The sequence below is a fragment of the Actinomadura sp. NPDC048032 genome (genome assembly GCF_040653175.1).
Lineage (GTDB): Bacteria > Actinomycetota > Actinomycetes > Streptosporangiales > Streptosporangiaceae > Spirillospora > Spirillospora verrucosospora.
The window spans coordinates 1-23975 of sequence record NZ_JBEZJP010000086.1; the positions used below are offsets into that span (position 1 = coordinate 1).

21 protein-coding genes are annotated in these 23975 nt (G+C 72.8%); 5 read left to right on the forward strand and 16 right to left on the reverse strand.

Annotated elements, in window-relative coordinates; all coding sequences use genetic code 11:
* The first annotated feature begins 39 nt into the window (after window positions 1-39).
* The gene (locus AB0C69_RS14545) at window positions 40-975 is read left to right on the forward strand and encodes a LamG-like jellyroll fold domain-containing protein (protein WP_345182720.1); all 936 of its coding nucleotides are present in this window, start codon (window positions 40-42) and stop codon (window positions 973-975) included.
* A gap of 47 nt (window positions 976-1022) precedes the next feature.
* Here the strand turns inward: AB0C69_RS14545 and AB0C69_RS14550 are convergent, their stop codons facing one another.
* The 5 genes from AB0C69_RS14550 to AB0C69_RS14570 form a co-directional block, all read right to left on the reverse strand.
* A complete protein-coding gene (locus AB0C69_RS14550) occupies window positions 1023-1955 on the reverse strand; it encodes a hypothetical protein (protein ID WP_360353589.1) in 933 nt (310 codons plus the stop codon).
* Between the two features lie 102 nt (window positions 1956-2057).
* A complete protein-coding gene (gene galT, locus AB0C69_RS14555) occupies window positions 2058-3122 on the reverse strand; it encodes a galactose-1-phosphate uridylyltransferase (RefSeq protein ID WP_345182722.1) in 1065 nt (354 codons plus the stop codon).
* Window positions 3123-3135: 13 nt separating this feature from the next.
* Window positions 3136-3789 (reverse strand): ATP/GTP-binding protein, encoded by a 654-nt coding sequence (locus AB0C69_RS14560; RefSeq protein ID WP_345182723.1) that lies wholly within the window; start codon window positions 3787-3789, stop codon window positions 3136-3138.
* Entirely contained in the window at window positions 3770-4147 is a 378-nt protein-coding gene (locus tag AB0C69_RS14565; protein WP_185027345.1) for a DUF742 domain-containing protein, read from the reverse strand. The genes AB0C69_RS14560 and AB0C69_RS14565 overlap by 20 nt, the downstream gene beginning before the upstream one ends.
* 6 nt (window positions 4148-4153) lie before the next feature.
* Window positions 4154-6682, reverse strand: a complete 2529-nt coding sequence (locus AB0C69_RS14570) for a nitrate- and nitrite sensing domain-containing protein (RefSeq protein ID WP_360353592.1) — start codon at window positions 6680-6682, stop codon at window positions 4154-4156.
* Window positions 6683-6971: 289 nt separating this feature from the next.
* On the opposite strand from AB0C69_RS14570, the gene AB0C69_RS14575 reads away from it, so the two are divergent.
* On the forward strand, window positions 6972-8189 hold the full coding sequence (locus AB0C69_RS14575) for an ABC transporter substrate-binding protein (protein WP_360353616.1): 1218 nt from the start codon (window positions 6972-6974) through the stop codon (window positions 8187-8189).
* 43 nt (window positions 8190-8232) lie between these two features.
* On the opposite strand, the gene AB0C69_RS14580 is transcribed toward AB0C69_RS14575, so the two are convergent.
* The 6 genes from AB0C69_RS14580 to AB0C69_RS14605 all read right to left on the reverse strand — a co-directional run bounded on the left by AB0C69_RS14580 (window position 8233) and on the right by AB0C69_RS14605 (window position 14776).
* Window positions 8233-8466 carry a hypothetical protein gene (locus AB0C69_RS14580; RefSeq protein ID WP_185027349.1) on the reverse strand — a complete coding sequence of 78 codons (234 nt, stop codon included), beginning with the start codon at window positions 8464-8466 and terminating at the stop codon, window positions 8233-8235.
* A 53-nt stretch (window positions 8467-8519) separates the two neighbouring features.
* Window positions 8520-9599: a family 2 encapsulin nanocompartment cargo protein polyprenyl transferase gene (locus AB0C69_RS14585; protein ID WP_360353594.1), complete on the reverse strand. Its 1080-nt coding sequence runs from the start codon at window positions 9597-9599 to the stop codon at window positions 8520-8522.
* 16 nt (window positions 9600-9615) lie between these two features.
* On the reverse strand, window positions 9616-10986 hold the full coding sequence (locus AB0C69_RS14590) for a family 2B encapsulin nanocompartment shell protein (protein ID WP_345182727.1): 1371 nt from the start codon (window positions 10984-10986) through the stop codon (window positions 9616-9618).
* Window positions 10983-12416, reverse strand: a complete 1434-nt coding sequence (locus AB0C69_RS14595; RefSeq protein ID WP_345182728.1) for a family 2B encapsulin nanocompartment shell protein — start codon at window positions 12414-12416, stop codon at window positions 10983-10985. The genes AB0C69_RS14590 and AB0C69_RS14595 overlap by 4 nt, the downstream gene beginning before the upstream one ends.
* A 186-nt stretch (window positions 12417-12602) precedes the next feature.
* Window positions 12603-14012 carry an MFS transporter gene (locus AB0C69_RS14600; RefSeq protein ID WP_360353598.1) on the reverse strand — a complete coding sequence of 470 codons (1410 nt, stop codon included), beginning with the start codon at window positions 14010-14012 and terminating at the stop codon, window positions 12603-12605.
* A 98-nt stretch (window positions 14013-14110) separates the two neighbouring features.
* Complete coding sequence (locus tag AB0C69_RS14605) at window positions 14111-14776, reverse strand: hypothetical protein (RefSeq protein ID WP_360353600.1); 666 nt, start codon at window positions 14774-14776, stop codon at window positions 14111-14113.
* 292 nt (window positions 14777-15068) lie between these two features.
* Between AB0C69_RS14605 and lpdA the strand changes: the two genes are divergently transcribed.
* Window positions 15069-16472 carry a dihydrolipoyl dehydrogenase gene (gene lpdA, locus AB0C69_RS14610; protein WP_345182732.1) on the forward strand — a complete coding sequence of 468 codons (1404 nt, stop codon included), beginning with the start codon at window positions 15069-15071 and terminating at the stop codon, window positions 16470-16472.
* 66 nt (window positions 16473-16538) lie between these two features.
* Here lpdA and AB0C69_RS14615 read toward each other — a convergent pair whose 3' ends face one another.
* A complete protein-coding gene (locus AB0C69_RS14615) occupies window positions 16539-17147 on the reverse strand; it encodes a hemerythrin domain-containing protein (protein WP_360353602.1) in 609 nt (202 codons plus the stop codon).
* Between the two features lie 87 nt (window positions 17148-17234).
* The gene (locus AB0C69_RS14620; protein ID WP_360353604.1) at window positions 17235-18473 is read right to left on the reverse strand and encodes an FAD-dependent oxidoreductase; all 1239 of its coding nucleotides are present in this window, start codon (window positions 18471-18473) and stop codon (window positions 17235-17237) included.
* A gap of 133 nt (window positions 18474-18606) precedes the next feature.
* Between AB0C69_RS14620 and AB0C69_RS14625 the strand changes: the two genes are divergently transcribed.
* Window positions 18607-20139, forward strand: a complete 1533-nt coding sequence (locus AB0C69_RS14625) for a helix-turn-helix domain-containing protein (protein ID WP_360353606.1) — start codon at window positions 18607-18609, stop codon at window positions 20137-20139.
* A gap of 20 nt (window positions 20140-20159) precedes the next feature.
* Here the strand turns inward: AB0C69_RS14625 and AB0C69_RS14630 are convergent, their stop codons facing one another.
* Window positions 20160-20819 carry a hypothetical protein gene (locus tag AB0C69_RS14630; protein WP_360353608.1) on the reverse strand — a complete coding sequence of 220 codons (660 nt, stop codon included), beginning with the start codon at window positions 20817-20819 and terminating at the stop codon, window positions 20160-20162.
* 318 nt (window positions 20820-21137) lie between these two features.
* Here AB0C69_RS14630 and AB0C69_RS14635 point away from each other — a divergent pair, with 318 nt between their 5' ends.
* Window positions 21138-22148, forward strand: a complete 1011-nt coding sequence (locus AB0C69_RS14635; RefSeq protein WP_360353610.1) for a DUF1259 domain-containing protein — start codon at window positions 21138-21140, stop codon at window positions 22146-22148.
* Window positions 22149-22248: 100 nt separating this feature from the next.
* On the opposite strand, the gene AB0C69_RS14640 is transcribed toward AB0C69_RS14635, so the two are convergent.
* Together AB0C69_RS14640 and AB0C69_RS14645 are read right to left on the reverse strand one after the other, a co-directional pair.
* Window positions 22249-22926 carry a hypothetical protein gene (locus AB0C69_RS14640; RefSeq protein ID WP_360353612.1) on the reverse strand — a complete coding sequence of 226 codons (678 nt, stop codon included), beginning with the start codon at window positions 22924-22926 and terminating at the stop codon, window positions 22249-22251.
* Between the two features lie 262 nt (window positions 22927-23188).
* A partial coding sequence (locus AB0C69_RS14645) for a hypothetical protein (protein ID WP_360353614.1) occupies window positions 23189-23975 on the reverse strand: 787 nt, incomplete at its 5' end.

Genomic DNA, 23975 nt, shown 5'->3' on the forward strand with positions numbered 1-23975 from the left:
GCGAGCCTGCGCCCGCCCGGAGGGCCCCAAGGAGTCGACATGATGATTCGCCGCGGCACCGCCGCACTCACCACCGCACTGCTGGGCGCGTCGCTGTGCGTCGCCGCAGCCCCGGCCGACGCCTCGACCGGCGGCGTCTTCCCGCCCCTCCGGCAGAACCTGATCTCCTACTACGACTTCGAGCACCCCGTCCCGGGCGACCCGTCCCGCGAGGCCGACAGCGGACGGTCCGGAACGACGATCAACCTCATCAACGGCGGCGCGGCCATGCGGGTGCGGGACGGCGAGCGCCGGCACGCCATCCAGCTCGGGCAGGTCAACCCGTCCGCGAAGGGCAACGACGACTGGAAGGCGGGGCTCTACTCCGCGTCCGGCGTCCCGTCCCTGCACGCGTTCAGCTCCGCCAAGGGCGCGACCCTCGCGGGCTGGTTCAAGATGACCGGGACGAACCCGAGCCCCAACACCGAGACGTCCAACCCGAGCGACGTCTACAACGCGGTCGGCCTGTCCGGCCTGCTCACCGGCGACTCCGACGGCCACGCCGTGCGCGCCCTGCTGGAGATCATCGAGGTCTCCGGCAAGCTCCACGTCGTCGCGCTGGGCCGCCGCGTGGACGGCTCGAAGTCGCAGACGTTCGCGGCGAGCGAGGACTGGCAGAGCATCCTCCCCCAGAACACCTGGGTGCACCTCGCCGCGACGTTCGACTACGACACCGGCGAGATGGCGCTCTACAAGGACGGGCGGCCACTGGACGGCTTCTACACCACGGCCGGGGACCCGTGGGGGCTCGAAGGCGCCCCCGAGCCCGACGTCACGTCCGCCACGGACCCCCGCGGCATCAAGATCGGCGGCAGCTACCCGCAGAACACCGCGGAGAAGAACCCCTGCAACTGCCGCATGGACGGCCTGATGTTCCTCGACCGCCCCCTCACCCCGAAGGAAGCGGCCATCCAGTACAAGTTCGCCAACCGCTGACCTCCCACCCCCACCGCCGGCGTCCTACGGGCGCCGGCGGTGCCTTTTCATGTGCGGAGGCAGGCCGTGTAGAGGGCGGTGTCCGTGGCGGCCAGGAGGGTGCCGTCGGGGGCCAGGGACAGGTCGTTGGCGGGGGCGGGGAGCCTGACGCGGTGGGACGGGGCCGGGGAGGCGGCGTTCCAGGCGAGGAGGGTGTCGGGAGCGTCCTGGAGAGCGGCGGCCACCAGGAGGTGTCCGTCGACCAGGGCCGCGGCCACATGGTCGCAGGGGGCCGGAGTGGACAGGGTCGCGAGGCGGTCGCCGTCGAGGCCGTGCACGCCCAGGCCCTCAGGGGCCGGGTAGAGGAGCACGAGGCCGTCCGGGGACGGGGTGAGGGCCGTGGCGGGGGGCAGGGACGCGGACGGGGCGCGCGACGGGGCCGTGGCGATCTCCTCGCCGCGTTCGAGGTCGAGGAGCGTGACCGCGGAGTCGCCGGTCAGGCCGGTGATGGGACCCGCGGCGGGCGTCGCGTGCAGGAGCCGGCGGCCGATCGCGCTGCGGTGGCCGAGCCAGAGGTGGAAGCCCGCGAGGCGGTCGCCCGTGAGCGCGTCCCACACGGCGACCTCGGCGTCGTTGGCGGGGCCGAAGACGGCCACGACGGCGCCGCGGCCGTGGTGGACGGTGAGGCCGACCAGGTCGGGCTGGGCATCCAGGGTGAGTTCGCGGCCCGTGCCGAGGTCGTGGACGTGGAGGCGGTCGCGGTGCGTCCAGGCGACGATCGGGGACCCGGCGGGGAGCCCGAACGCCCAGTCGGCCCGGTCGGCCGGGAAGTCGGGGATCGGCGGGCCGAGCGGCGCGCCGGCCGCCAGGTCCCACGCCTGGCCGATGTTCACTCCCTGCCCGACGCGGGAGGCGAACGCGAGCGACGGGCGCTCGGCGGTGGCGGCGACGCCGTCGAAGGACCCCCGCGCCAACGGGTCCGCCAGCACGCTTTCCGGCATGCGTCGGAGCGTAGGCCACGCGGCGGAGATCGTTCCAGACAGTCGCGAAATCGGGAGGGTCAAGCCCGAGTCAACCGGGCGGGAGTGGACGGCGGGCGCGCGTCAGCCGAGGGCGCGCAGGCGCGCGGCGACGTCCTCCGGCGGGACGTCGTTGATCCAGGCGGCCATGCCCGACTCCGAGCCCGCCAGGTACTTGATCTTGTCGGCGGCGCGCCGGATCGAGAACAGCTCCAGGTGCAGGCGGAGCAGCTCGCGGCCCTCGCCGACGGGCGCCTGGTGCCAGCCCGCGACGTAGGGCAGGGGGGCCTCGTAGAGGGCGTCGCAGCGGCGCAGCAGGTCGCGGTAGAGGACGGCCAGCTCGTCGCGCTCCCCCGCGTCGAGGGCGGCCATGTCGGGGACGTGGCGGTGCGGCGTCAGGTGCACCTCGACCGGCCAGCGGGCGGCGGCGGGGACGTAGGCCGTCCAGTGCTCGCCGGCCAGCACGACGCGGCCGCCGGCGCGCTCGGCCTTCAGGACGTCGCCGAACAGGTCGGGGTTCGCGGACGCGGACGCCAGCATCCGCTCGGTGCGGGGGGTGAGGAACGGGTAGGCGTAGATCTGGCCGTGCGGGTGGTGCAGGGTCACGCCGATCTCGACGCCGCGGTTCTCGAACGCGAAGACCTGCGCGACGCCGGGGATCGCCGACAGCTCGGCGGTGCGGTCGGCCCACGCGTCGACGACCGTCCGGACGCGGGAGACGGGCAGCTGCGCCATCGAGGCGGAGTGGTCGTCGGTGAAGCACACGACCTCGCAGCGCCCGGCGCCACGGGACCGTTCCACCCCGTCGATCGAGCCCGCGCCGTCGACCGAGCCCGGCACCGGCGGGGTGCGGACGTCGAAGGACGGGAAGCGGTTCTCGAACACGGCGACGTCGTAGGACGGGTCGGGGATCTCCGAGGCCGGGCCGCCGGGGCACAGCGGGCACTGGTCGGCGGGCGGCAGGAACGTCCGCGTGTTGCGGTGCCTGGTGATCGTGACGTGGTCGCCGGTCAGCGGGTCGCGGCGGACCTCGCACACCGGCTCGACCGGCGGCAGGCCGCGCGGGTCCGCGACGGGGGCCCGGCCGGGGGCCTCGTCGTAGTAGACGATCTCGCGGCCGTCCGAGAGCCGCGCGCGTGTCCGGTTCATCTCGTCCGGCAGCCTACAGCGCGGGGGCGTCCGCCCGCGTCGTCTTCTCGTGCACCGTCAGCAGGTACTTGACCAGCGCCGTCAGCACCTCCTTGCCGGACGTGCGCTCCCGTACGTCGCACATCACGACCGGGGTCCCCTCGCTGAGGTCGAGCGCCTCCCGGATCTCGTCGGGCGTGTAGTCGTAGCCGTCGTCGAAGCGGTTCACCGCGATGACGAACGGCAGGCCCCGGTTCTCGAAGTAGTCCACGGCGGGGAAGCAGTCCGAGAGGCGGCGGGTGTCGGCGAGCACGACCGCGCCGAGCGCCCCGAAGGACAGCTCGTCCCACATGAACCAGAACCGGTCCTGGCCGGGCGTGCCGAACAGGTAGAGCACGAGGCCGTCGCGGATCGTGATGCGGCCGAAGTCCATCGCGACCGTGGTGGTGGTCTTCTGCTCGACGCCCTCGGTGTCGTCGACGCCGACGCCCCGGTCGGTGAGCAGCTCCTCGGTCTGCAGCGGGCGGATCTCGCTGACGGAGCCGACGAGCGTCGTCTTGCCGACGCCGAAGCCCCCGGCGACGAGGATCTTCACCGCGACCGGGGTCGCCGGGCCGACCCCCTCCGGGGACGGCCCCGCGCTCCCTCCGGCGGCCGCACCGGCGTTCTCAGAGGGCTTGAAGACCATGGAGCACTTCCCTCAGCAGACGTTCCTTGGAGAGCGCGCTCTCCTGTTGGGGACGGGTGGCGGTGATCAGTCTGTGGTGGAGCAGATCGCCGAGCAGCACCCGCACGACGACGAGCGGCAGCCCGACCCGCGCCGCGACCTCGGCCACCGGCAGCGGTTGCAGGCACATCTCCAGAATGTCGAGATGCTCGGGACCGATGCCGGGTGAGCCCGACCGCGGCCGCGCCGCGGTCGAGATTATCGTGATCATGTCGAAGGCCTCGCCGGTCGCGGGCCTGGCGCGCCCGCGGGTGAGCGCGTACGACCGCACGATCGGGCCGGCCTCGTCATCGAGCCATTCGCTGCCAGGACCGGTCATGGTCCGTCACGATTCCTCGGTGTCGAGGGACTCGGCGCGGCCGCGCCGGGTGCCCTGCTGGATGGACGACATCATCGACCGCAGCTGCTCGGGCGACCGGTCGGCGCGGGCGGAGGTCGCGGGAGCGGCCGGCGCGGAGTTCTCCTCCCGCAGCTGCGAGGCCATGTTCTCCTGCCTGACCCGCTTCGGCAGCGAGGGCCGGTCGGCGCCGGGCGACTTGCCCGGGGGCCGGCGCCGCACCTCGCGGGGCGAGCGCGGCACGCTCGGCGGGGGCGGCGACGGCGCGGGCTCGGCCTCGGGCGGCGGGTCGCCCCACGGCGACGGGGCCGCCCGGGGCGTCGGCGCCGGACCCTGGATCGGCTCCTCGAACACCGGGAGGGGCCCGGTCAGCGCGTCCGCCTCCGCGAGCGGCTCCCCGGGCGCGGGCACGGGGGTGGCCGGGGGGATGAACGGGCGGGCCGGCTGGGCGAGCGGCTCCCGCGGCGGAGGCGGCGCCGGAGACGGGGCCGCGGACGGGGCGGCGTGCCGTCCGGACGGCAGGTGCAGCACGGAGCCGCCCTCGCCCAGGACCGGCTGGGGGCCGCTGCGGACGCTCGCGCCGCCGTTCACGACCGTGCCGACGGGGACGAGGGCGTCCTCGGCGCGGCGGGTGGTCAGAGCGGGTGCGCTGTGCACCGGTGCGCCCTCGTCGGGGACGACGAGCTCCTCGGGCAGCAGCACGATCGCGGTCATGCCGCCGTAGGGGGACGTCCGCAGGGTGACCTTGATGTTGTGCCGGCGGGCCAGCCGGCCGACGACGAACAGGCCGAGCTGCGCGCTGTCGGACAGGTCGAACTCGGCGGCGGTGGCGAGCCGCTCGTTGGCGGCGGCGAGGCTGGGCTCGTCCATGCTGAGGCCGCGGTCCTCGACCTCCAGCGTGAAGCCGTGCGAGACGGCCTGCCCGTGCACCTGGACGGTCGTGTGCGGCGGCGAGAACGTCGCGGCGTTCTCGATCAGCTCGGCGAGCAGGTGGATGACGTCGGCGACGGCCGGGCCGACGATGGCGGCGCGGGTCATCGGGGCGACGTTGACGCGGGTGTAGTCCTCGACCTCGGACGCGGCGGCGCGGGCGACGTCCACGATCGCGACGGGGCTGCGCCAGCCGCGGCCGGGCGCCTGCCCGGACAGGATGATCAGGCCCTCTGCGTGCCGGCGCATGCGGGTGGCGAGGTGGTCGACCCGGAACAGGTCCTCCAGGTCGTCGGGGGTCTCGATGCGCCGCTCCATCGAGTCCAGCAGCTTGAGCTGGCGGTGCAGCAGCGTCTGGCTGCGGCGGGCGAGGTTGACGAACACGTCGCTGACGTTGCGGCGCAGCGTCGCCTCCTCGACGGCGCTCTGGATCGCGGTGCGGCGGGCGGCGTTGAACGCCTCGCCGACCTGGTCGATCTCGCGGGTGCCGAACGCCAGCGGCGGCGCCTCGGCGGCCACGTCGACCTCCTCGCCGAGGCGCAGCCGGCGGATCACGCCGGGCAGCCGCACGTCGGCCAGGTCGATCGCCTCGCGGCGCAGCCCGCGCAGCTCGCGGATGATGGACCGGGCGACCCAGACCGCGAGGACGAGGGTGGCGACGACCGCGACCAGCCCGAGCGCGCCCGCGAGGACGACGCGGGTGATGATGCCCTCGGAGATCGGCTGGGCGCGCTTCTCGGCGCCCGCCGACACCGACAGTTCGAGCCCGCGGAGCCGGGTGAGGTTGGAGTCGGCGGTGGTCTTCCACAGCCCCCCGGCGGCGCCGGTGGCGTTGACCAGCCGGGGCGAGGCGACGAAGCGGTCCTCCAGCGCGCGGAGCCGGCCGTACTCGGGCATGCCGACGATGCGCTCGTAGTAGGACTGGTCGGGCGAGCGCAGCTCGGCCGCCGTGTAGGTGTAGAGGGTGCGCTGGGTGCCGACGAGCTTGACGTACTGGGCGTGCTCGCCGGGCGTGATCCTGCCGGCGGCGAGGGCGCCCGCCAGCAGCGCGTCCTCCTGCGCCAGGACCTCGCGGGCCCGGGTCAGCGACGCCTCGTTGCGGGCGTCCTTGGCGACCTCGGAGTTGTCCAGCGTCGCGAGGGAGCCCTGGAGCGCGCCGACGTCGCCGAGCAGGGCCGTGTAGTCGGCGAACGCGCGGGCCCGGTCCAGGCGGCCGGCGTCGATGGCGCGGCGCCGGTCCGCCAGGCCGTCCAGCTCGGTGAGGATCTTGCCCGCGATGCGCTGGGCGTCCTCCGGCGCGGCGCCGTCGACGGCCTCGGCCTCGGCGAGCTTGCGGAACAGGTCGGCCTGCCGGTCGGTGACCAGGCGGCCGGACTCCATGGCGGCGCGGTCGCCCTCCGCGCGGCCGCCGAGGTACACCATCGACAGCCGGCGTTCGGCCTGCAGGGCGCTGCCGAGCGCGCCCGACGGGTAGCCGTAGTGGTCCTGGACGGTCTTGACGTGGCGGAGGTTGAGCCCCTCGCCGAGCGCGATGCTCGCGGCGAACGCCCACAGGACGCCCAGGGAGACCACCGAGACGGTGACCATCAGGACGACCTTGAAGCGGATGGAGCGGAAACGCGCGGCCTTGGGAGCCCGCCGGTGTCCGGCGGACGAGTCCGTTGTGCGGCCTCGAATTGGCACTGCGGCAGAACCTTCACTCGATCGGACGACTGACATCGACTGGTCTGGACGGCTGGCATCGATTGCGTGCGGAGCGGCTCACGCGGAACGCAGGAGAGCCTAGGGCGGTCCGCCGCCATGTGTCGACAGTTTCCAGTTCATCACGTTTTGTGGCGGCGGACAGCCCAAAATACCCCTACGATGCCTCAGCGTGATGGCTCGTACCCCAGAAGCGACGACGACCGTGCGCTCACCCGCCCGCGTCCGCCGGACCCTGCTCGCCACGGGGGCGCTGGTCGCGGCGGTGCTGACCGGCGCCTGCAGCGGCGAATCCGGCGGGACCGCCGCGCCGCCAGACGTCCCGATGCTGCAGGAACTCGGCACCCCGGAAGGCCGGCTCGACCTCGTCGCCTGGGCCGGATACGCCGAGAACGGCTCGAACGACCCGAAGGTCGACTGGGTCAAGCCGTTCACGAAGGCGACCGGCTGCAAGGTGTACACGAAGGTCGCCGACACCTCCGACTCGATGGTCGCGCTCATGAAGACGGGGCGGTACGACGGCGTGTCGGCGTCCGGCGACGCGAGCCTGCGGCTCATCTACGGCGGGACGGTCGCACCCGTCAACACCGGCCTGATCAGCAGCTGGGACGACATCGCCAAGTACCTGAAGAACCAGCCGTACAACTCCGCCGCCGGGCGGATGTACGGCGTCCCGCACGGCTACGGCGCCAACATGCTGATGTACCGTACGGACAAGATCACGCAGCGTCCGACGTCGTGGAGCGTGGTGTGGGACAAGGAGTCCCCCGCCGCCGGGCACGTCGTCGCCTACGACTCCCCCATCTACATCGCGGACGCCGCGCTCTACCTGAAGACGCACCGCCCCGAACTGAAGATCAACGACGTCTACGAGCTGGACGAGAAGCAGTTCGACGCCGCGGTGAACCTGCTCAAGCAGCAGCGCCCGAACGTGAACCAGTACTGGGCGAACTACCTGGACGAACTCCAGTCGTTCAAGAGCGGCTACAACTACGCCGGCACCGCCTGGCAGGTGACCGCGAACCTGGCCATGGCCGAGAAGGCGCCGGTCGCCACGACGATCCCCGACGAGGGGGCGACCGGCTGGTCCGACACCTGGATGATCTCCTCCAAGGCCCAGCATCCGACCTGCATGTACAAGTGGATGAACTGGATCACCATGCCCAAGGTGCAGGCGGAGGTCGCGCAGTGGTTCGGCGAGGCGCCCGCCAACCCCAAGGCGTGCAAGTACACCGCCAAGGGCTTCTGCTCGACCTACCACGTCGGCGACCCGGAGTTCTACAAGCGACTGGCGTTCTGGAAGACCCCCGTGAAGGAATGCGGGGACGACCGCGGCAGCAAATGCGTGGACTACTCCCGCTGGGCGCAGGCCTGGACGCAGATCAAGGGCTGACCCGCGCCTGACCAGGGGACCCGTACTGACCGCCGGCCGCACGTCAGGGCCAGCGGTACTCCGCGCCTGCGGACGGGACGTGGTGGGGCAGGTAGCACTTGGTCGTGACGTGCTCGTCCTTGCAGTCGAGGCACAGGTAGGTGCGGTGGCCGCGCAGGCCGCGGCCCCGCCTGTCGCAGGGCGGGCAGACGCACGGCGACCAGCCGACGATGACCCGGCCCGGGTCGAGCCGGTGCCCGGCCGGGCACAGGAACGGGACGTGTTCGGGAGCCTGCACGACTCCACACCCTACTCGAACATATGATCGATCCAGAAGGGCCCCGGTGGGGGTCAGCGGTCGCGGTGGGTCATCAGGCGGGCGAGCGCCCGCAGTTCGGCGTCGGCGGCCGGGGCGACTCCGGCGGCGTCGAGGTCGGCGAGGGCGTCGGTGAGGAGTTCGTCGGCGCGGGCGGCGGCCCAGGCGCGCCCGCCCGCCGCGTCGACGAGACCGGCGGCGAGGAGCGCCTCCTCGTCGGTGAGCGGCTCCTCGCGCAGGTAGAGGGCGGCGAGGTCGCCGCCGGCGGCGCTGCCCGAGGTGAGGGCCGCGACGACGGGCAGCGACTTCTTCCGGCGGCGCAGGTCGGCGTGGACGGGCTTGCCGGTGACCGCCGGCTCGCCCCAGATGCCGAGCAGGTCGTCGACGAGCTGGAAGGCCAGGCCGAGGCGCTCGCCGAAGACGCGCAGCCGGGAGACCTGCCCGGCGGTGCCGCCGCCGTACACGGCGCCGAGCGCGCACGACGCGCCGAGCAGCGCGCCGGTCTTGCCGGCGGCCATGGCCAGGCACTCGTCGAGCGTGACGTCGGCGCGCTCCTCGAAGGCCAGGTCGGCGCGCTGGCCCTCGACCAGTTCCAGCACGGCCCGGGCGAGGATGCGCACGCCGCGGGCGACCACCGCGGAGGGCTCCTCGGCGAGGAGCTCGTAGGCGGCGGCGAGGAGGGCGTCCCCGGACAGGATGGCGGCGTTCGCGCCGAAGACCGCCCACGCGGTGGGGCGGTGCCGGCGGGTGAGGTCGCCGTCCATCACGTCGTCGTGCATGAGGGAGAAGTTGTGCGCGAGCTCGACCGCCACGGCGGCCGGCAGGGCGGCCTGGACCGTCCCGCCGACCGCCTCCGCGGCCAGCAGCGTCAGCGCGGGCCGGATCGCCTTGCCGCCCGCCCCGGCGGCAGGGCGGCCGCGCTCGTCGCGCCAGCCGAAGTGGAAGCCCGCGGTGGAGCGCGACGCCTCCGGCATGGCCTCGACCACGTGGCGCAGCGCGGGGTCGAGCAGGCGGCGGCTCCAGGTGAGCACCTCCGCCGCCGTCCGGGGGCGGAGCCGCGGCTCCGTCCGATGGTCGCAGCCGACCACGGCCGGGTCGTCTCTCCAGGCGGGCATGGCGGGTCCCCTCTCGTCAGCGGGCGATCTCGACGTTCTCCAGGACGCCGAGGGCGTCGGGGACCAGCACGGCGGCCGAGTGGTAGGCGCTGACGAGGTAGGTCAGCAGCCCCTTGTCGTCGATGCCGGTGAAACGGACCGTGAGGCCCGGCCGGACCTCGCCCTCCAGCCCGGTGCGGTGCAGGCCGACGACGCCCTGGTCGTCCTCGCCGGTGCGCAGCGCGAGGATCGAGCTGGTCCCGGTCGGGGAGATCGGGATCTTGTCGCAGGGGAGGATCGGGACGCCGCGCCAGGCGTGCGCGCGGCGGCCCTCGACCTCGACGGGCGCGGGGTACACGCCGCGCCGCGTGCACTCCCGGCCGATCGCCGCGATCGTCTTGGGGTGGGCGAGGAAGAACCGGGTCTTGCGGCGCCGCGCCAGCAGCTCGTCCATGTCGGCGGGGGTCGGCGGGCCCCCGAGGGTCTGGATGCGCTGGCGCAGGTCGGCATTGTGCAGCAGGCCGAAGTCGCGGTTGTTGACCAGTTCGTGCTCCTGGCGCTCCCTGATCTCCTCGATCGTCAGCCTGAGCTGCTGCTCGACCTGGTCCATCGGATCGCTGTAGAGGTCGGCGACCCGGGAGTGGACGCGCAGGACCGTCTGGGTGACGGCCAGCTCGTACTCGCGGGGCGAGGCCTCGTAGTCGACGAACGTGCTCGGCAGGACGGGTTCGCCGCCGTGCCCGGACGCCACCTCGATCGCCGCCTCGCCGTGCCTGGTCCGCGGCGGGGCGGGCGCGGCCCGGTACTCCTCCAGGTGCGCGCGCAGCGCCTCGGACCGCTCGGTCAGCTCCTCGACCGCCTGCCGCGGCAGCGACAGGACGATCACGGGGGTGAGCGCGCGGAACGTGTGCGCCCACTCCGCCGGCTCGCCGAGCAGGGCCTCGGCGCCGAAGAACCCGCCGCCGTCGCGGACGCCGACCCGGCCGGCGGCGTCGTAGGCGCCGGGGACGCTCTCCTCGACCTTGCCGTGCGCGATCAGGTGGACCGCGTCGAGGGGCCCGCCCGACTCCGCGATCACCTCGCCTGGCCGGTACTCGCGCTGCTCGAACCGCGCGGCGAGGGCGTCGAGGATCTCGGGGTCGGACAGGCCGCGCAGCGGCGGCAGCTCGGCGAGCTCGGGCGGGACGACCCGGATCGCCGCGCCGTCGTTGACGAACGTCACGAGCCCGTCGCCGAGCCGGTAGGTGAGCCGGCGGTTCACCCGGTAGGCGCCGCCGGCGGCCTCCACCCACGGCAGCCGCGACAGCAGCCACCGCGGGGTGATGCCCTGCGTCTGCGGAACGGTCTTGGTCGTCGAGGCGAGGTTGCGTGCGGCGCGGGTGGAGAGGGCCAGCCGTTCCTCCGTCACGCGCCGGCACCGCCGTGCGCGACCTCGACCGACTCCAGCATGCCGAGCGCGTCGGGCACCAGGACGGCCGCCGAGTAGTACGCGCTGACCAGGTAGTTGAGGAGCGCCTTGTCGTCGATGCCCATGTACCGGACCGACAGCCCCGGCTGGTACTCGTCCGGCAGGCCGACCTGGTGGAGCCCGACGACGCCCTGCGCCGCCTCGCCGGTCCGCATCAGCAGGATCGAGCTGGTCAGCGTCGGCGAGACCGGGATCTTGTTGCACGGGAAGATGGGCACGCCGCGCCAGCCGGGCACCTTGTGGCCGCCGACGTCGACGCTGTCGGGGTAGATGCCGCGGGCGCTGCACTCGCGGCCGAACGCGGCGATCGCCTTCGGGTGCGCGAGGAAGAACGCCGGGTCCTTCCAGACGAGGGTGAGCAGATCGTCCATGTCGTCGGGCGTGGGCGGGCCGGAGCGGGTGTGGATGCGCTGCGACAGGTCGGTGTTGTGCAGCAGCCCGAAGTCGCGGTTGTTGACGATCTCCTGCTCCTGGCGCTCGCGCAGCGCCTCGATGGTCAGCCTGAGCTGCTGCTCGATCTGGTCCATCGGCTGGTTGTAGAGGTCGGCGACGCGGGTGTGGACGCGCAGCACGGTCTGCGCGACGCTCAGCTCGTACTCGCGGGGGGACGCCTCGTAGTCGACGAACGTGCTCGGCAGGACGGGTTCCCCGGCGTGCCCGGACACCACCTCGATCGCCGCCTCGCCGTGCGCGTTGTGCGCGCGGCGCGGGCTCGCCCGGTACTCCTCCAGGTGGGCCTGGAGGGAGGAGGACTGGCCGAGCGTCTCCTGGAAGTCGGCCTGGCTCATGCTGAGGATCGTGCAGGTGGTCACCGCCTTGACGGTGTGCTCCCACGTCGGCGGCTCCTGTCCCTCCTCGGTCCCGAGGAGGGCCTGCTCGCCGAAGAAGTCGCCGTTGGCGAGCGTCCCGAGGACGGCGTCGGAGCCGTACTCGCCCGCGCCGATCCTGCTGAGCTTGCCGTGCGCGACGAGGACGACGCGGTCGACGGGTCGGCCCCGCTCGACGACGACGTCGCCGGGCGCGTACTCCTGCTGGGTGAAGCGCCCCGCGATGGCGTCCAGGGTCAGGTCGTCGTCGTAGCCGCGCAGCGGGGCCAGCTCGCCGAGCTCGCGCGGGATGACGCGGACGTCGGCGCCGGTCGTCACGAACGTGACCCGGCCGTCGCCCAGCGTGTAGGTGAGCCGCCGGTTGACGCGGTAGGTGCCGCCGGACGCCTGCACCCAGGGAAGCAGCTTCAGCAGCCACCGCGACGTGATGCCCTGCATCTGCGGGACGGTCTTGGTCGTGGTCGCCAGGTTCCGCGCGGCCGCGGTGCTCAGGCTGTGCTGGTGGTCCTGTTGCTGCTGTTCCTGAAGCTGCTGTTCCGTCACGTCCACACCACCGATTCGTCGTGGTCTTGCGGGGAAGTTGCGGCCTTTGGCCACCCGTGACGCTACAGACGGTAATGAGACGGTCGCAAGGAGCCATTGGCAGCACCTCTGATTTGCCCTCGCGCCACACAACTCGCACCCGGGCGCGATATCGGCTGCTCAGCCGGAGGGCGTGGGGCAGATCACTCAGCCGCGCCGCGCCCCGGAGCCCACCGGTTCCGGGACGTTCTCCTCCCCGGCCCGGTCGATCGGCACCCCGGCCGTCTCCGGGATCTTGATGATCGGCAGCAGCGCGACCAGGGCGACGATCATCAGGTAGTAGGCCGGGACGGAGTTGGAGCCCGTGGCGTCGATCAGCGAGCCCACGAGCACGGCCGCCGTCCCGCCGAACAGCGACGTCGAGATGTTGTAGCCGATCGCGAAGGCCCCGTACCGCACCTTCGTCGGGAACATCGCGGGGAAGGTCGCGCCGATCACCGCCAGCATCAGCACCAGCAGCCCGCCGATGATCGCGTAACCGACCGCGACCCCGGCCGGGTCGTGGGTCTGCATGAGCGCGAACGCCGGCCAGGACAGCACGAGGAAGCCGACCGCGGCGGCGATCAGCAGCGGCTTGCGGCCGATGCGGTCCGACAGCGCGCCGAGCGGCAGGATCACCGTCATCATCGCCGCCTCCACGCCGATCGTGGTGAGCTGCGACGTGGTGTCGTCCATGTCCAGGAAGTCGACGAGGTAGGACGGCATGAACGTCAGCAGCGTGTAGACCGCGACGTTCAGCAGGATCACGATCCCGATGAGCCTCAGGATGGTGCGCCAGTGGTACTCCACGGTCTCCCTGAGCGGCGACCGCGCCTTCCGGCCCTCCGCCTCCATGTGCTGGAACGTCGGGGTGTCCTCGATCCGCGTCCGGACGTAGAGCCCGACGGCGCCGAGCGGCAGCGCGATCAGGAACGGGACGCGCCAGCCCCACCCGTGCATCGCGCTCTCGCTGAGGGACAGGTCGATGAGCAGCACGAGCCCGGCGCCCAGGATGTAGCCGCCGAGGGTGCCGAACTCCAGGAACGCCCCGTAGAACCCGCGCCGGTTCGTGGGCGCGTACTCGGCGATCATCGTGGCGGCGCCGCCGTACTCGCCGCCCGTCGAGAAGCCCTGGACGAGCCGGACGCCGAGCAGCAGCAGCGGCGCGGCGATCCCGATCGTGGCGTAGCCGGGCAGGACGCCGATCACGAACGTCGAGCCCGACATCAGGATGATGGTGGCGGCCAGCACCCGCTTGCGGCCGAGCCGGTCCCCCATCGGACCGAAGAACATGCCGCCGAACGGGCGGGCGAGGAACGCCGCCGCGACCAGCGCGAACGAGCGCAGCGTGGCGCTGCCGCCCGCGTCCTCGGGGAAGAACACCGTGCCGATGATCGAGGTCATCACGCCGGCGCTGAACACGCCGAAGTCGAACCACTCGATGCAGTTGCCCATCGCCGAGGCGATCACGGCCTTGCGGACGGCGCCCTCGCCGGGCCCGGCGCCCTCGGGCGGGCCCGCGCCCTCGCCGCCGCGTCCCGGATCCGCTCCCTGCCGCGCGTTCGTCGAGTCGTTCACGGCATGCCCCTGCCCGAAGATCAGCAAAAGTAACGCCGGGTTGGGGCTCCGATGACTCTGCGGTAGAAGGCCTGCTCAGGCCCCTGGACGAGCCCCGGTCAGGCCTTGCGGGACCGCCGGCGGGGCGTCCGCGCGGTGTCCTCGTCCTCGTCGGCGCCGCCGAGGACGTCGTCCGGCAGGGCGGGCAGGACGGTGGTGCGCAGCGGGTCGCCGTCCAGAGGGCCGGCGGCGGGGGGCGGGGTCTCGTCCCGTCCGGGAAGCTCATCGGTGGACAGGGGGTCGCCGGTGACCTCGGGGGCTTCGGCGTTCCCGGGGTCTTCGGCGGCCTGCGGGTCGTCCGGCAGCTCGTTGGTGCTCAGCGGGTCGCCGTCCAGCAGCTCGTCGAGGGACACGGTCGCCTGCGGGTCGTCCGGCGCGTCCAGCAGGTCGTCCTCGGGGATGGAGACGAGCGCCTGCGTCTCCTGCGCACCGCGTGTGATCACTCCGCTGGCGAGGACGGTGTTGCGGTGCCGCAGCGCACCGTTCTCGCGGAGCAGGTTGTCGATGTCGGAGCGGGCGCGGGCGACGCGGCGGCTCATCCGCAGGTGCACGACGAGGCCCCCGGCGGCGGCGCCGAGGACGAACCCGGCGACGGGCAGGCCGACGGCCGACGGCGCGAGGGTGGCGACCAGCGCGACGACGACCAGCGCGACGACCACCGCGAGCGCGAGCAGGTGCTCTTCCACCCAGTCCAGGACGGTGTTGACGCGCTTGGGGATCCTCACTCGCCTTCTCCTCCACTCGGCTCGGAACGGGGACAACGACCGGGCCGAGGCGTGATGTTCCAGCGCCGCGGCTCCGCCGTTCCAGGGGACGCCGCCGGGCTCCGCGGCCGGGACGGCTCCGGGCTCGCGCCCCTGCGCGCCGCCCTGTCAGTCGACGGGCTCCCACGGATCGTGATCGGAGGGAGACCTTGCCGAAACCCTAACAGGACGTGACGGCCGCGTCCGACCCGGCGCCCCGCGTGCGCTCCGCCAGGATGCGAACACATGGCCGTGGCGAATATCGTCCTTGGATATGAGCGAACACTTTGACGTCGTGGTCCTGGGCGCGGGCCCGGGTGGATATGTCGCCGCGATCCGGGCGGCGCAGCTTGGGCTGAAGACGGCGATCATCGAGGAGAGGTACTGGGGCGGGGTGTGCCTCAACGTCGGCTGCATCCCCTCGAAGGCGCTGCTGCGCAACGCCGAGCTGGCGCACATCTTCACCCACGAGCAGAAGACGTTCGGGATCAACGTCGAGGGCAGCGTGTCCTTCGACTACGGCGTCGCCTACGAGCGCAGCCGCCAGGTGTCGGACAAGCTCGTCAAGGGCGTCCAGTTCCTGATGAAGAAGAACAAGATCACGTCCTACGACGGGCGGGGCACGTTCACCGACCCGAACACCCTCCAGGTGGCCAGGCAGGACGGGTCGAGCGAGACGGTCACGTTCGACAACTGCATCATCGCGGCCGGGGCGCACACCAAGCTGCTGCCGGGCACGTCGCTGTCGGAGCGCGTGGTCACCTACGAGGAGCAGATCCTCAGCTCCGAGCTGCCGGACAGCATCGTCATCGCGGGCGCCGGCGCGATCGGCGTCGAGTTCGCCTACGTGCTGCACAACTACGGGGTGAAGGTCACGATCGTCGAGTTCCTCGACCGGATGGTCCCGAACGAGGACGCCGACGTGTCGAAGGAGCTGGCCAAGCGCTACCGCAAGCTCGGCGTGGACGTCCTCACCTCGACCCGGGTCGACGCGATCGACGACTCCGGCGAGAAGGTCAAGGTCACCGTCACCGGCAAGGACGGCGCGCAGCAGGTGCTGGAGGCCGACAAGGTGCTCCAGGCGATCGGCTTCCAGCCGAACGTCGAGGGCTACGGGCTGGAGAAGACCGGCGTCGCGCTGACCGACCGCGGCGCGATCGACGTGGACGGCCGCTGCCGCACGTCCGTCCCGCACATCTACGCCATCGGCGACGTCACCGCGAAGCTGATGCTCGCGCACGCCGCCGAGGCCATGGGCATCGTCGCGGCCGAGACCATCGGCGACGCCGAGACGATGGAGCTCGACTACGTGATGATCCCCCGCGCCACCTACTGCCAGCCGCAGGTCGCCTCGTTCGGCTGGACGGAGGCGCAGGCGAAGGAGCAGGGCTTCGAGGTCAAGACCGCGAAGTTCCCGTTCAGCGCCAACGGCAAGGCGCTCGGCCTCGGCGAGGGCGACGGCTTCGTCAAGGTGATCAGCGACGCGAAGTACGGGGAGATCCTCGGCGCGCACATGATCGGCCCCGAGGTGACCGAGCTGCTGCCCGAGCTGACCCTGGCGCAGCAGTGGGACCTCACCGTCAACGAGGTCGCGCGCAACGTGCACGCCCACCCCTCCCTGGGCGAGGCCATGAAGGAGGCCGTGCACGGCCTGGCCGGGCACATGATCAACCTCTGATCCGCGGGACGGCACGAGGCCGCCGCCACGGTCCGTCCGTGGCGGCGGCCTCGCCGTCTCCGCCGGTCAGGCCGCCGGCCAGCGCTTCAGCGCCCGGTAGGCGGGCTGCCACTGCGTCTCGAACGCGGTGCGGGCGGGCTCCGGCAGGACGGACAGCGTGGCCGCGGCCGTCGCGTCGTCCACTCCGTCCAGGAGCCACGGCAGCACGCGCGGCGCGTTCGGGCCGACGTGGCGGCCGTGGACCTGGCCGAAGTTCTGGAACTGCTCCGCCTTGAGGGTGGCGTCGATCAGCGGGATCGCCTCCTTCTCCTCGTGCGCGAGGTGCGCGGTGAGGGCGGTGGCGAGGGCGTCGACGATCTCGCCGACGGGCTCGGCGCCGGTGTCGACGGCCTCGATGAGGGGGTCGACGGCGGCGTGCTCGGCCTCCATCGCGTCCAGCAGCGCCAGGTCGTCGGCGCGGCCGGCGAGGGTCTCCCGGACGACCGGCCAGAGCGCCTCGTCCTCGGCGGTGTGGTGGGCGTGCAGGGACAGTTTGAACAGCTCCCACCCCGCCGCCGCGGCCAGCAGGCGGCGGGGGTCGTCGTCCTCGCGCGCGGTCACCTCGGCGAGGTGCTCCAGCTCCCTCCTCAGCGCGTCGTGCATGACGTACATCAGGGTCCAGTCGTATTCGCTCATCGCTCCTCCTTCTTCACCGCACTGACGGAGCGGCCGGAGGAAAGGTGACGGCGAGAGGCGACGGCCCGGAGCGGAGAGCGCGGATCGTCAGCGGAGCGGGTCGAACGGGTCCAGCTCGCCCGGACGGCGCCCGGTGGCGATCATCTCCGCGAGGAGGCTCCCGGTGGCCGGTCCGAGCGTGATGCCCCACATGCCGTGGCCGCCCGCGGCGAAGACCCGCGGCGACCGGGTGGCGCCGATCAGCGGGAGGCCGTCGCGGGTGCAGGGGCGCGACCCGACCCACTCGTCCTGCCGGGCGCCGAGGTCGGCGCCGCGCAGCAGCGGGCGCGCGGCCTCGACGATCGCCCGGATCCGGCGCGGGTCGAGCGGCGCCTCGGGACGGCGGAACTCCATCATCCCGGCGACGCGGAGCCGGTCGCCGAGCGGCGTGCAGGCGACCCGCTGCGCGGGGAAGTACACCGGCGCGCCGGGGACCCGCTCCATCGGCACGCTGAAGCTGTACCCGCGGCCCGCCTGGACGAGCGCGCCGACGCCGAACCGCCGGGCGAGGTCGCCGAGCCAAACGCCGCTCGCCAGCACCACCGCGTCGAACGTCTCGAAGTCGCTGCCGCCCGTGCGGACCGCCACGCCGCCCGGCTCGTCGCGGACGTCCGTCACGTCCGCACCCGCACGGATCTTGCCGCCGCGGTCGCGGACGGAGTCGGCGAGGGCGTGCACGAACACGCCCGGGTTGATGAACCGCTGGCCGCGCAGCAGGATCGCCGCGCCGATCTCGTCGGAGAGGGCGGGCTCCACCCCGCGCGCCTCGTCGCCGGTCAGGACCTCGTACTCCAGCTCCTGCCCGGCGGCGCGGATGTGCTCGATCTCCTCCAGCAGGACGCGCCGCTCCCCCTCCGTCCGGTACGCGGCGAGGAAGGACCCGGCCTCGCTCGTCTCCGCGCGGACGCCGCCGTCCAGCAGCGCGTCGAAGCTCGGCAGCGCCCGGCCGTTGATCGGCACCAGCGCCTCCATCGCGCGCCGCCACCGCGCGGCCGTGCTGTTGCGGGCGAAGCCCGCGAGGAACCGCAGCAGGCGCGGGTTCGCGCTCGGCGGGACGTAGACCGGCGAGGACGGGCTGAGCACCGCGCGCACGCCGTAGGAGAGGACGGCCGGTTCGGGCAGCGGGGTCGCCAGCCCGGGGGTCAGCCACCCGGCGTTGCCCCAGGACGCTCCGGCCGCGACGTCCCGCCGGTCGAAGACGGTGACGTCGTCGCCGTGCTCCTGCAGGAACCATGCCGTGGACAGACCGACCATCCCGGCCCCCACGACGGCGACTCGGCGCGCCATGGCCTCTCCTCTCCTCGTGAAACGTGTCACCTCGATGGTGAGGCGTCCGCGAGCCGATGCCCCTGTCGAGTTCGGCCAATCAGCAGGCCCACCATGGTGCGAAGCGCACAATGGAGGGAAGGAGGCAGATCGAATGATCAGCGTGAGCGGCCTGGTCGACGCGCTGGGCCCGGGGCTGCTGCGCCTGGTCGCCCCCGGCCGGGACGCGCAGGTGCACGACGTCGTCCTGGCGGAGCCCGGCGAGGCCGCCGGGCAGCCGGGAGAGATCGTCCTCGGCGCCGGCGTGACCGGCCCGGCCGGCGCCGTCGCGCTCCTGGAACGCGCCGACGCGGCGGGGGCGAGCGGCGTGGTGCTCAAGTCGCCCCTCGCCGGGGCCGCCGAGGTGGCCGCCGCCGCGCGCCGCCTGGCCCCGGCCCTCGTCGAACTCCAGCGGGACGCGTCCTGGACGCACGTCATCTGGCTGGTCCGCGGCGCCGTCGACCGCGCCCACGCCCCGCTCCCCGGGCCGTCCGGCCCGCAGGACGACCTGTTCGCCCTGGCCGACACGGCGGCGGAGATCGCCGACGCCCCGGTGACGCTGGAGGACGCGCGCTCCCGCGTCCTCGCCTACTCGGGCCGCCAGGACAGCACCGACCCGGCCCGCGTCTCCACGATCGTCGGCCGCCGTGTCCCACCGCAGGTCATCGCCCACCTGCGGGCCTCGGGAGTGTTCCGCAAGCTGGCCCGGTCGAGCGACCCGGTCCTCGTCCCCGCGGGCCCGGACGGCATGCTGCCCCGCCTCGTCATCCCGGTCCGCGCCGGCGGCGAATGGCTCGGCTCGATCTGGGTGGTGGCGCGCACGGCGGTTCCCCCCGACCGGGTCCGGCGCCTGGCCGACCTGGCCTCCGTCCTGGCCCTGCACCTGCTCCGCCTCCGAGCCGAGGCCGGCGTCGCGCGCCGCGTCACGGCGGACGAGGTGCGCGCCGCGCTCCAGGACGGCTCACGGCCCGTCCCGGCTCCCCCGCCCTGGCGCGTGGTCGCGCTCGGCGACCAGGCCGGGACCGACGACGTCCGCCGCCGCCTCGACCTCTGGGACGCGATCACCCGCCGCTACGGCTGGCGCCGCCCCCTCCTCACCGACCTCGCCGGCACGATCTTCGCGGTCCTGAGCGAGCCCGGCCGCGACACCGCCGAGTCCGGGACGACGCCCTGGCTGCGCCACGTCCTCACCCGCGTCCGCGCCCACGACCGCACCCTGTACGCGGCGGCGGGCGGCCTCGCCCGCTCCCCCGCCGACCTCCCCCGCTCCCGCGCCGAGGCGTCCGAACTCGCGGCCCTGGTCGGCTCCGGCGGCCTCGCCCCCGGGGCCGTCCTCCTGGAGGACGCCTGGGACGAGGTGGTCGTCGAACGCGCCCGCAAGGCGGTCGGCGCCGACCTGCTGGGCGGCCCCCTCCCCGCCCTCCGCACCCACGACGAGAAGCACGGAACGTCCTACCTCCCGACCCTCGCCGCGTGGCTGGACCACTACGGCGACACCAAAGGCACGGCCCAGGCCCTGGCCGTCCACCCCAACACCCTCCGCCACCGCCTGCGCCGCATGACCGAGACAACCCCGCTCGACCTCACGAGGCCCCAGACCCGCCTGGCCCTCCGCCTCCAACTCGCCGCCCTGGGAGTTCGGCCATAGCCCGCGGCGCCCGCCGTTCCTCAGCCGACGGCGCGTTCCGCGTAGGGGCGCAAGGCCTTGCGCAGCTTGGCGGCGTCCGGCGCCTGCCCGACGGAGGCCCGGTCGTCGCGCTTGACGCTCCCTGGGCACGCCGCGTCGCCGGGCACCGTGAAGCGGCCCAGCGGCCTGGCGGTCTTCGCCTCGTAGATCTCGAAGATGTAGGAGGCCTTCAGGAGCGAGATCTTGGTCGTGCCCAGCGCCCCGGTGCGCTCCGACAGCTGCCGGTCCAGCCGCGCGACGGATTCGGGAAGGTACTCGCAGACCCGGGTCTCCCGTCCCGTGTCCTGGTAGCCACAGGCGACGAGCTGGACCTTGGGCTTCGCGCCGGTGTCGCTCCCTTCGTCGTCCGCCGTCCAGCGGGAGGGAAGCTCGTCGGCGTCCTCACCGGTGTTGGCGTTCACGTACAGCAGCCTCACCGCGTGCGGGCCGTTGCCCCGGTAAGGTTCGGCGACCTCTTTGAAATACGTGTCGCCCCGCGCCTTGCCGACCGGTTCCTGCGGGCAGAACAGGTCCACGGTGTTCGGGGAGGGCGGCTCCGGGGGAGGCGGATCGGCCAGCATGCCGACCACGCCGATACCACCGAAGATCACGACGATGCCGATGCCGAACGTCCACCATGCGATCCGATCCGACCTTCGCATGCCACGATTCTGAACGATCGCCCCGCACGCCTCCACCGGATCGCGCCCCGGCGCCTCCGGCACGCCGAGCGGCCAGAGCCGAGCGAGCACTGACGATCAGCATGGAACCGCCGGCATCGGACTCGCCCGCCCGAGATAAGGCGATATCCCCCGACATGGGAGAAAAAAATTTCTCCGGCACAAAGGTTGACCACGGGACGCTCGACTTCACCGAGTCTCGCGGATCACCATTCCTCCCTGTAGCGATTCCATGATCTTCGCTCGCGTTCGCGCTTGCCCGCGTCAGGGGAGAGCTTGGAACGAACGGGGGGAAAACTCATGATCATAATCAGTTCATCGGAAACGACGCGACGCAGGGCCCTCGGCCGGTTCTGCGGCGCCGCCGCGCTTCTCGCGGGCCTGGTCGCGACCGGGGTGGCGGCGCCCGCCGGCACCGCCACGGCGGCGGCCCCGGACCCGACGGGTCCACGGGCGGCGACGTCCCAGACCAGAACCGAGAACGGCCGGCTTCCGGTCAAGGCGATCGAGAAGATCCTGCAGGCCGACGGCCACGTCAGCAAAAGCGGGGTTCTCGAAGTCGACATCGACCGCACGGACATCCATGTCATCGGGGGCAATCCCCCGGTGAGATTCAAGGACGGCTTCCAGATCCAGCACGAGCTGTTCTTCCAGTCGCTCGGGCACGGAAAGGCGATCCTCAACGGCGACCTGGCGCTGCGGCCCCAGGAGATCCAGCCGGTCATCGACTCGTTCATCGCGCACGGGCTCACGTTCCAGGCGCAGCACCAGCACCTGTACGACCTGCGGCCGATGGTGTGGTTCCTGCACTTCCGCGCGATCGGCAACCCGCTCCGGCTCGCCGGCGCCGCACGCGCCGCGATCGCCAAGACGTCCACGCCGCTGCCGCAGCACTCGCCGCCGCATCCCACGACCCCGCTTCCCGTGCGGAAGCTGGAGAGGATCCTCGGCGGGGACGCGACGGTCGGGGAGAACGGGATCGTCACGGTGACCGTGCAGCGCACCGACAGGATCAGGCTCGGCGGCGTGGTCGTCGACCCGGACCTCGGGGTGTCGACCAGCATCCAGTTCCAGCCGCTCAGGAAGGGCCGGGCGGCCGTCGTCCCGGACTTCTCGATGACGGCGAAGGAGACGCAGCCGGTCATCACGGTCATGCGCCGCCATCGCTGGGAGGTGGGCTGCCTCTACAACCAGGAGACCGACGAGCACCCGCAGCTGTACTTCTCGCACATGTACCGCGTCGGTGACCCCGTCACCCTCGCCCGGCAGATCCGCGAGGGGCTCGACCGCACGGCCGCCAAGCGCGCCTGACCGGCGGGCCACGGCATCCACGATGAGAGCGCGGCCGGCGGCAGAACCTCCGCCGGCCGCGCGGTCCCTGGCGAGCGCGGTATGCAGCATCGGGCCCCGGTCAGTCGGTCTTCTGCGGGATGAGCTGAAGGCGGATGTCGCCGTCATACGCGACGACGAACGTTGAGATCCGGGCCGTGCGAGCGTCGGGTCTCCAGGTCAACGGGACGAGGAAGAGGCGCCCGCCCGAGGCCAGAAGAAGTCGCAGGTTCTGGTAGCGGTGGCGGTAGGTGACCGATCTGCCGAAATCGGCGTGCAGCGTTTCGGGCGGAGCGTCGCTCAGCGGCTCCTTGGTGTAGAGGACGACCTCGGGAAGCTCGGCGAAGTCGCGGGCGTCGTCGTAGGCGCGGGCGACACCGACCTGCCCGGCAAGGCTGTTGGCCGCCCAGAACAGGCCCATCGCGACCACCGCGAACGCCACGTACCGTCCGCCGCGCTCCACGTCGGTCAGAGCCGGACGTTCTCGCCAACCGCCGTCCCCGGCTTGGCGGAACAGCCAGAACGCGTAGACCAGCGAAGGTACGCCGGCCGTCAGACAGAGCGGCGTCACGCCGGGTGTCTCGTTCGCGGCGACCTTCGCCGACAGGACTCCGACCAGCGCCCTGCCGGTCAGCGCGAGCCCGGCCAGCGCCACGGCCAGCGCGATCCGCCGGGCGGCGCGCACCCGGTCCGGGAGCACCACGCCGCGCACGACCGCATGTCCGCCGAGACTCGCGAGCACGATCAGGAGGAGGAGCACTGCCGCCGGGTACGCCACCTCCACGCCGTAGAGCAGGAGTGTCTGGTTCCCGAGGTCGGTGAGTTGCAGATCAACGCCGAAGTAGCGGAACCGCTGGAGCGTGGCGACATAGCCGTACCAGATCAGGACGGCCGCGACGAGCGACGTCGGCGGGCCGAAGGTGCCCAGTGCGGAGAGTCGCTGCGTCCAGTCCGGCGCCGTCCCGGGATCGGGGTCCGGAGGGGCAGGCCTGCGCGCCCTCGCCAGCCGTTCGGATCGGCTCCTAGCACTGGCCGAGATTGCCCTCGCCTCCGTTCGGAGCCTCGGGGAAGGGCGTCCACTTGGTGCAGGCGTTCAGCGTCAGCGTCGTCTGCCAGGTCGCGCGCACCGGACGGTCGCCGGTCGCCCCGAGACCACCGCACGGCCCGGAAGAATCCGTGCACAGCTTCGAGAGCCGCCACGTGACCAGCACCTTATAGCGGGCGGGCCGTGGAATCTCTGGCTGGTCGGTGTACACGGGGGTGATCGCGCACGGGTCCGTGGGCTCGACCACCGTGTCCGGCGCACAGGGCTTGCGCGCCTGGATGCCCACCCCCGCGGCGCCCGTGCAGCTCGGAGCCGTCTCGTAGGTGACGGTCCCGAACCGGGACCGCGCCAGAACATCGTCGGACATGCCGCTGTCGGCGATCTGCACGGGCTCGCCCGACTGCGCGGCCGTGAAACCCTCGATCCGCACGGGGTAAGGGCTCCAGACCATCTGGCAAAGCGCGTCCGGCGTCCGGTTCTGGAGGGACGCTCCACTGCCGGTGCTCACCCGCGGCGTCGTCCAGGCGCGCGGCGACGGACCCACCGACGGCGGCCCGGTCGTGCCGCCGGTCGGCTGATCGGTCGCCGCCCCGGTCGAAGCCCCCGTCGCTGAGGGGGCGAGCGTCACGGGGTCGGCCCTAGGCCCTTTGTGCGATGAGCCGCCGCACGCCGTCAGCGCGGCCAGGCCGAAGGCCAGCGAAACCACGGCTAAGGGACGCGAACCCATTTCCCCATTGTCGGAGAGTTCCCCCTGCTGGAGGAGG

What these genes read in the sequence shown, in the direction of transcription:
- AB0C69_RS14545 (WP_345182720.1), top strand. Translation starts at nt 40, where the DNA reads ATGATGATTCGCCGCGGCACCGCCGCACTCACCACCGCACTGCTGGGC.
- AB0C69_RS14550 (WP_360353589.1), bottom strand. Translation starts at nt 1,955, where the DNA reads ATGCCGGAAAGCGTGCTGGCGGACCCGTTGGCGCGGGGGTCCTTCGAC.
- galT (WP_345182722.1), bottom strand. Translation starts at nt 3,122, where the DNA reads ATGAACCGGACACGCGCGCGGCTCTCGGACGGCCGCGAGATCGTCTAC.
- AB0C69_RS14560 (WP_345182723.1), bottom strand. Translation starts at nt 3,789, where the DNA reads ATGGTCTTCAAGCCCTCTGAGAACGCCGGTGCGGCCGCCGGAGGGAGC.
- AB0C69_RS14565 (WP_185027345.1), bottom strand. Translation starts at nt 4,147, where the DNA reads ATGACCGGTCCTGGCAGCGAATGGCTCGATGACGAGGCCGGCCCGATC.
- AB0C69_RS14570 (WP_360353592.1), bottom strand. Translation starts at nt 6,682, where the DNA reads ATGGTCACCGTCTCGGTGGTCTCCCTGGGCGTCCTGTGGGCGTTCGCC.
- AB0C69_RS14575 (WP_360353616.1), top strand. Translation starts at nt 6,972, where the DNA reads ATGGCTCGTACCCCAGAAGCGACGACGACCGTGCGCTCACCCGCCCGC.
- AB0C69_RS14585 (WP_360353594.1), bottom strand. Translation starts at nt 9,599, where the DNA reads ATGCCCGCCTGGAGAGACGACCCGGCCGTGGTCGGCTGCGACCATCGG.
- lpdA (WP_345182732.1), top strand. Translation starts at nt 15,069, where the DNA reads ATGAGCGAACACTTTGACGTCGTGGTCCTGGGCGCGGGCCCGGGTGGA.
- AB0C69_RS14615 (WP_360353602.1), bottom strand. Translation starts at nt 17,147, where the DNA reads ATGAGCGAATACGACTGGACCCTGATGTACGTCATGCACGACGCGCTG.
- AB0C69_RS14620 (WP_360353604.1), bottom strand. Translation starts at nt 18,473, where the DNA reads ATGGCGCGCCGAGTCGCCGTCGTGGGGGCCGGGATGGTCGGTCTGTCC.
- AB0C69_RS14625 (WP_360353606.1), top strand. Translation starts at nt 18,607, where the DNA reads ATGATCAGCGTGAGCGGCCTGGTCGACGCGCTGGGCCCGGGGCTGCTG.
- AB0C69_RS14630 (WP_360353608.1), bottom strand. Translation starts at nt 20,819, where the DNA reads ATGCGAAGGTCGGATCGGATCGCATGGTGGACGTTCGGCATCGGCATC.
- AB0C69_RS14635 (WP_360353610.1), top strand. Translation starts at nt 21,138, where the DNA reads ATGATCATAATCAGTTCATCGGAAACGACGCGACGCAGGGCCCTCGGC.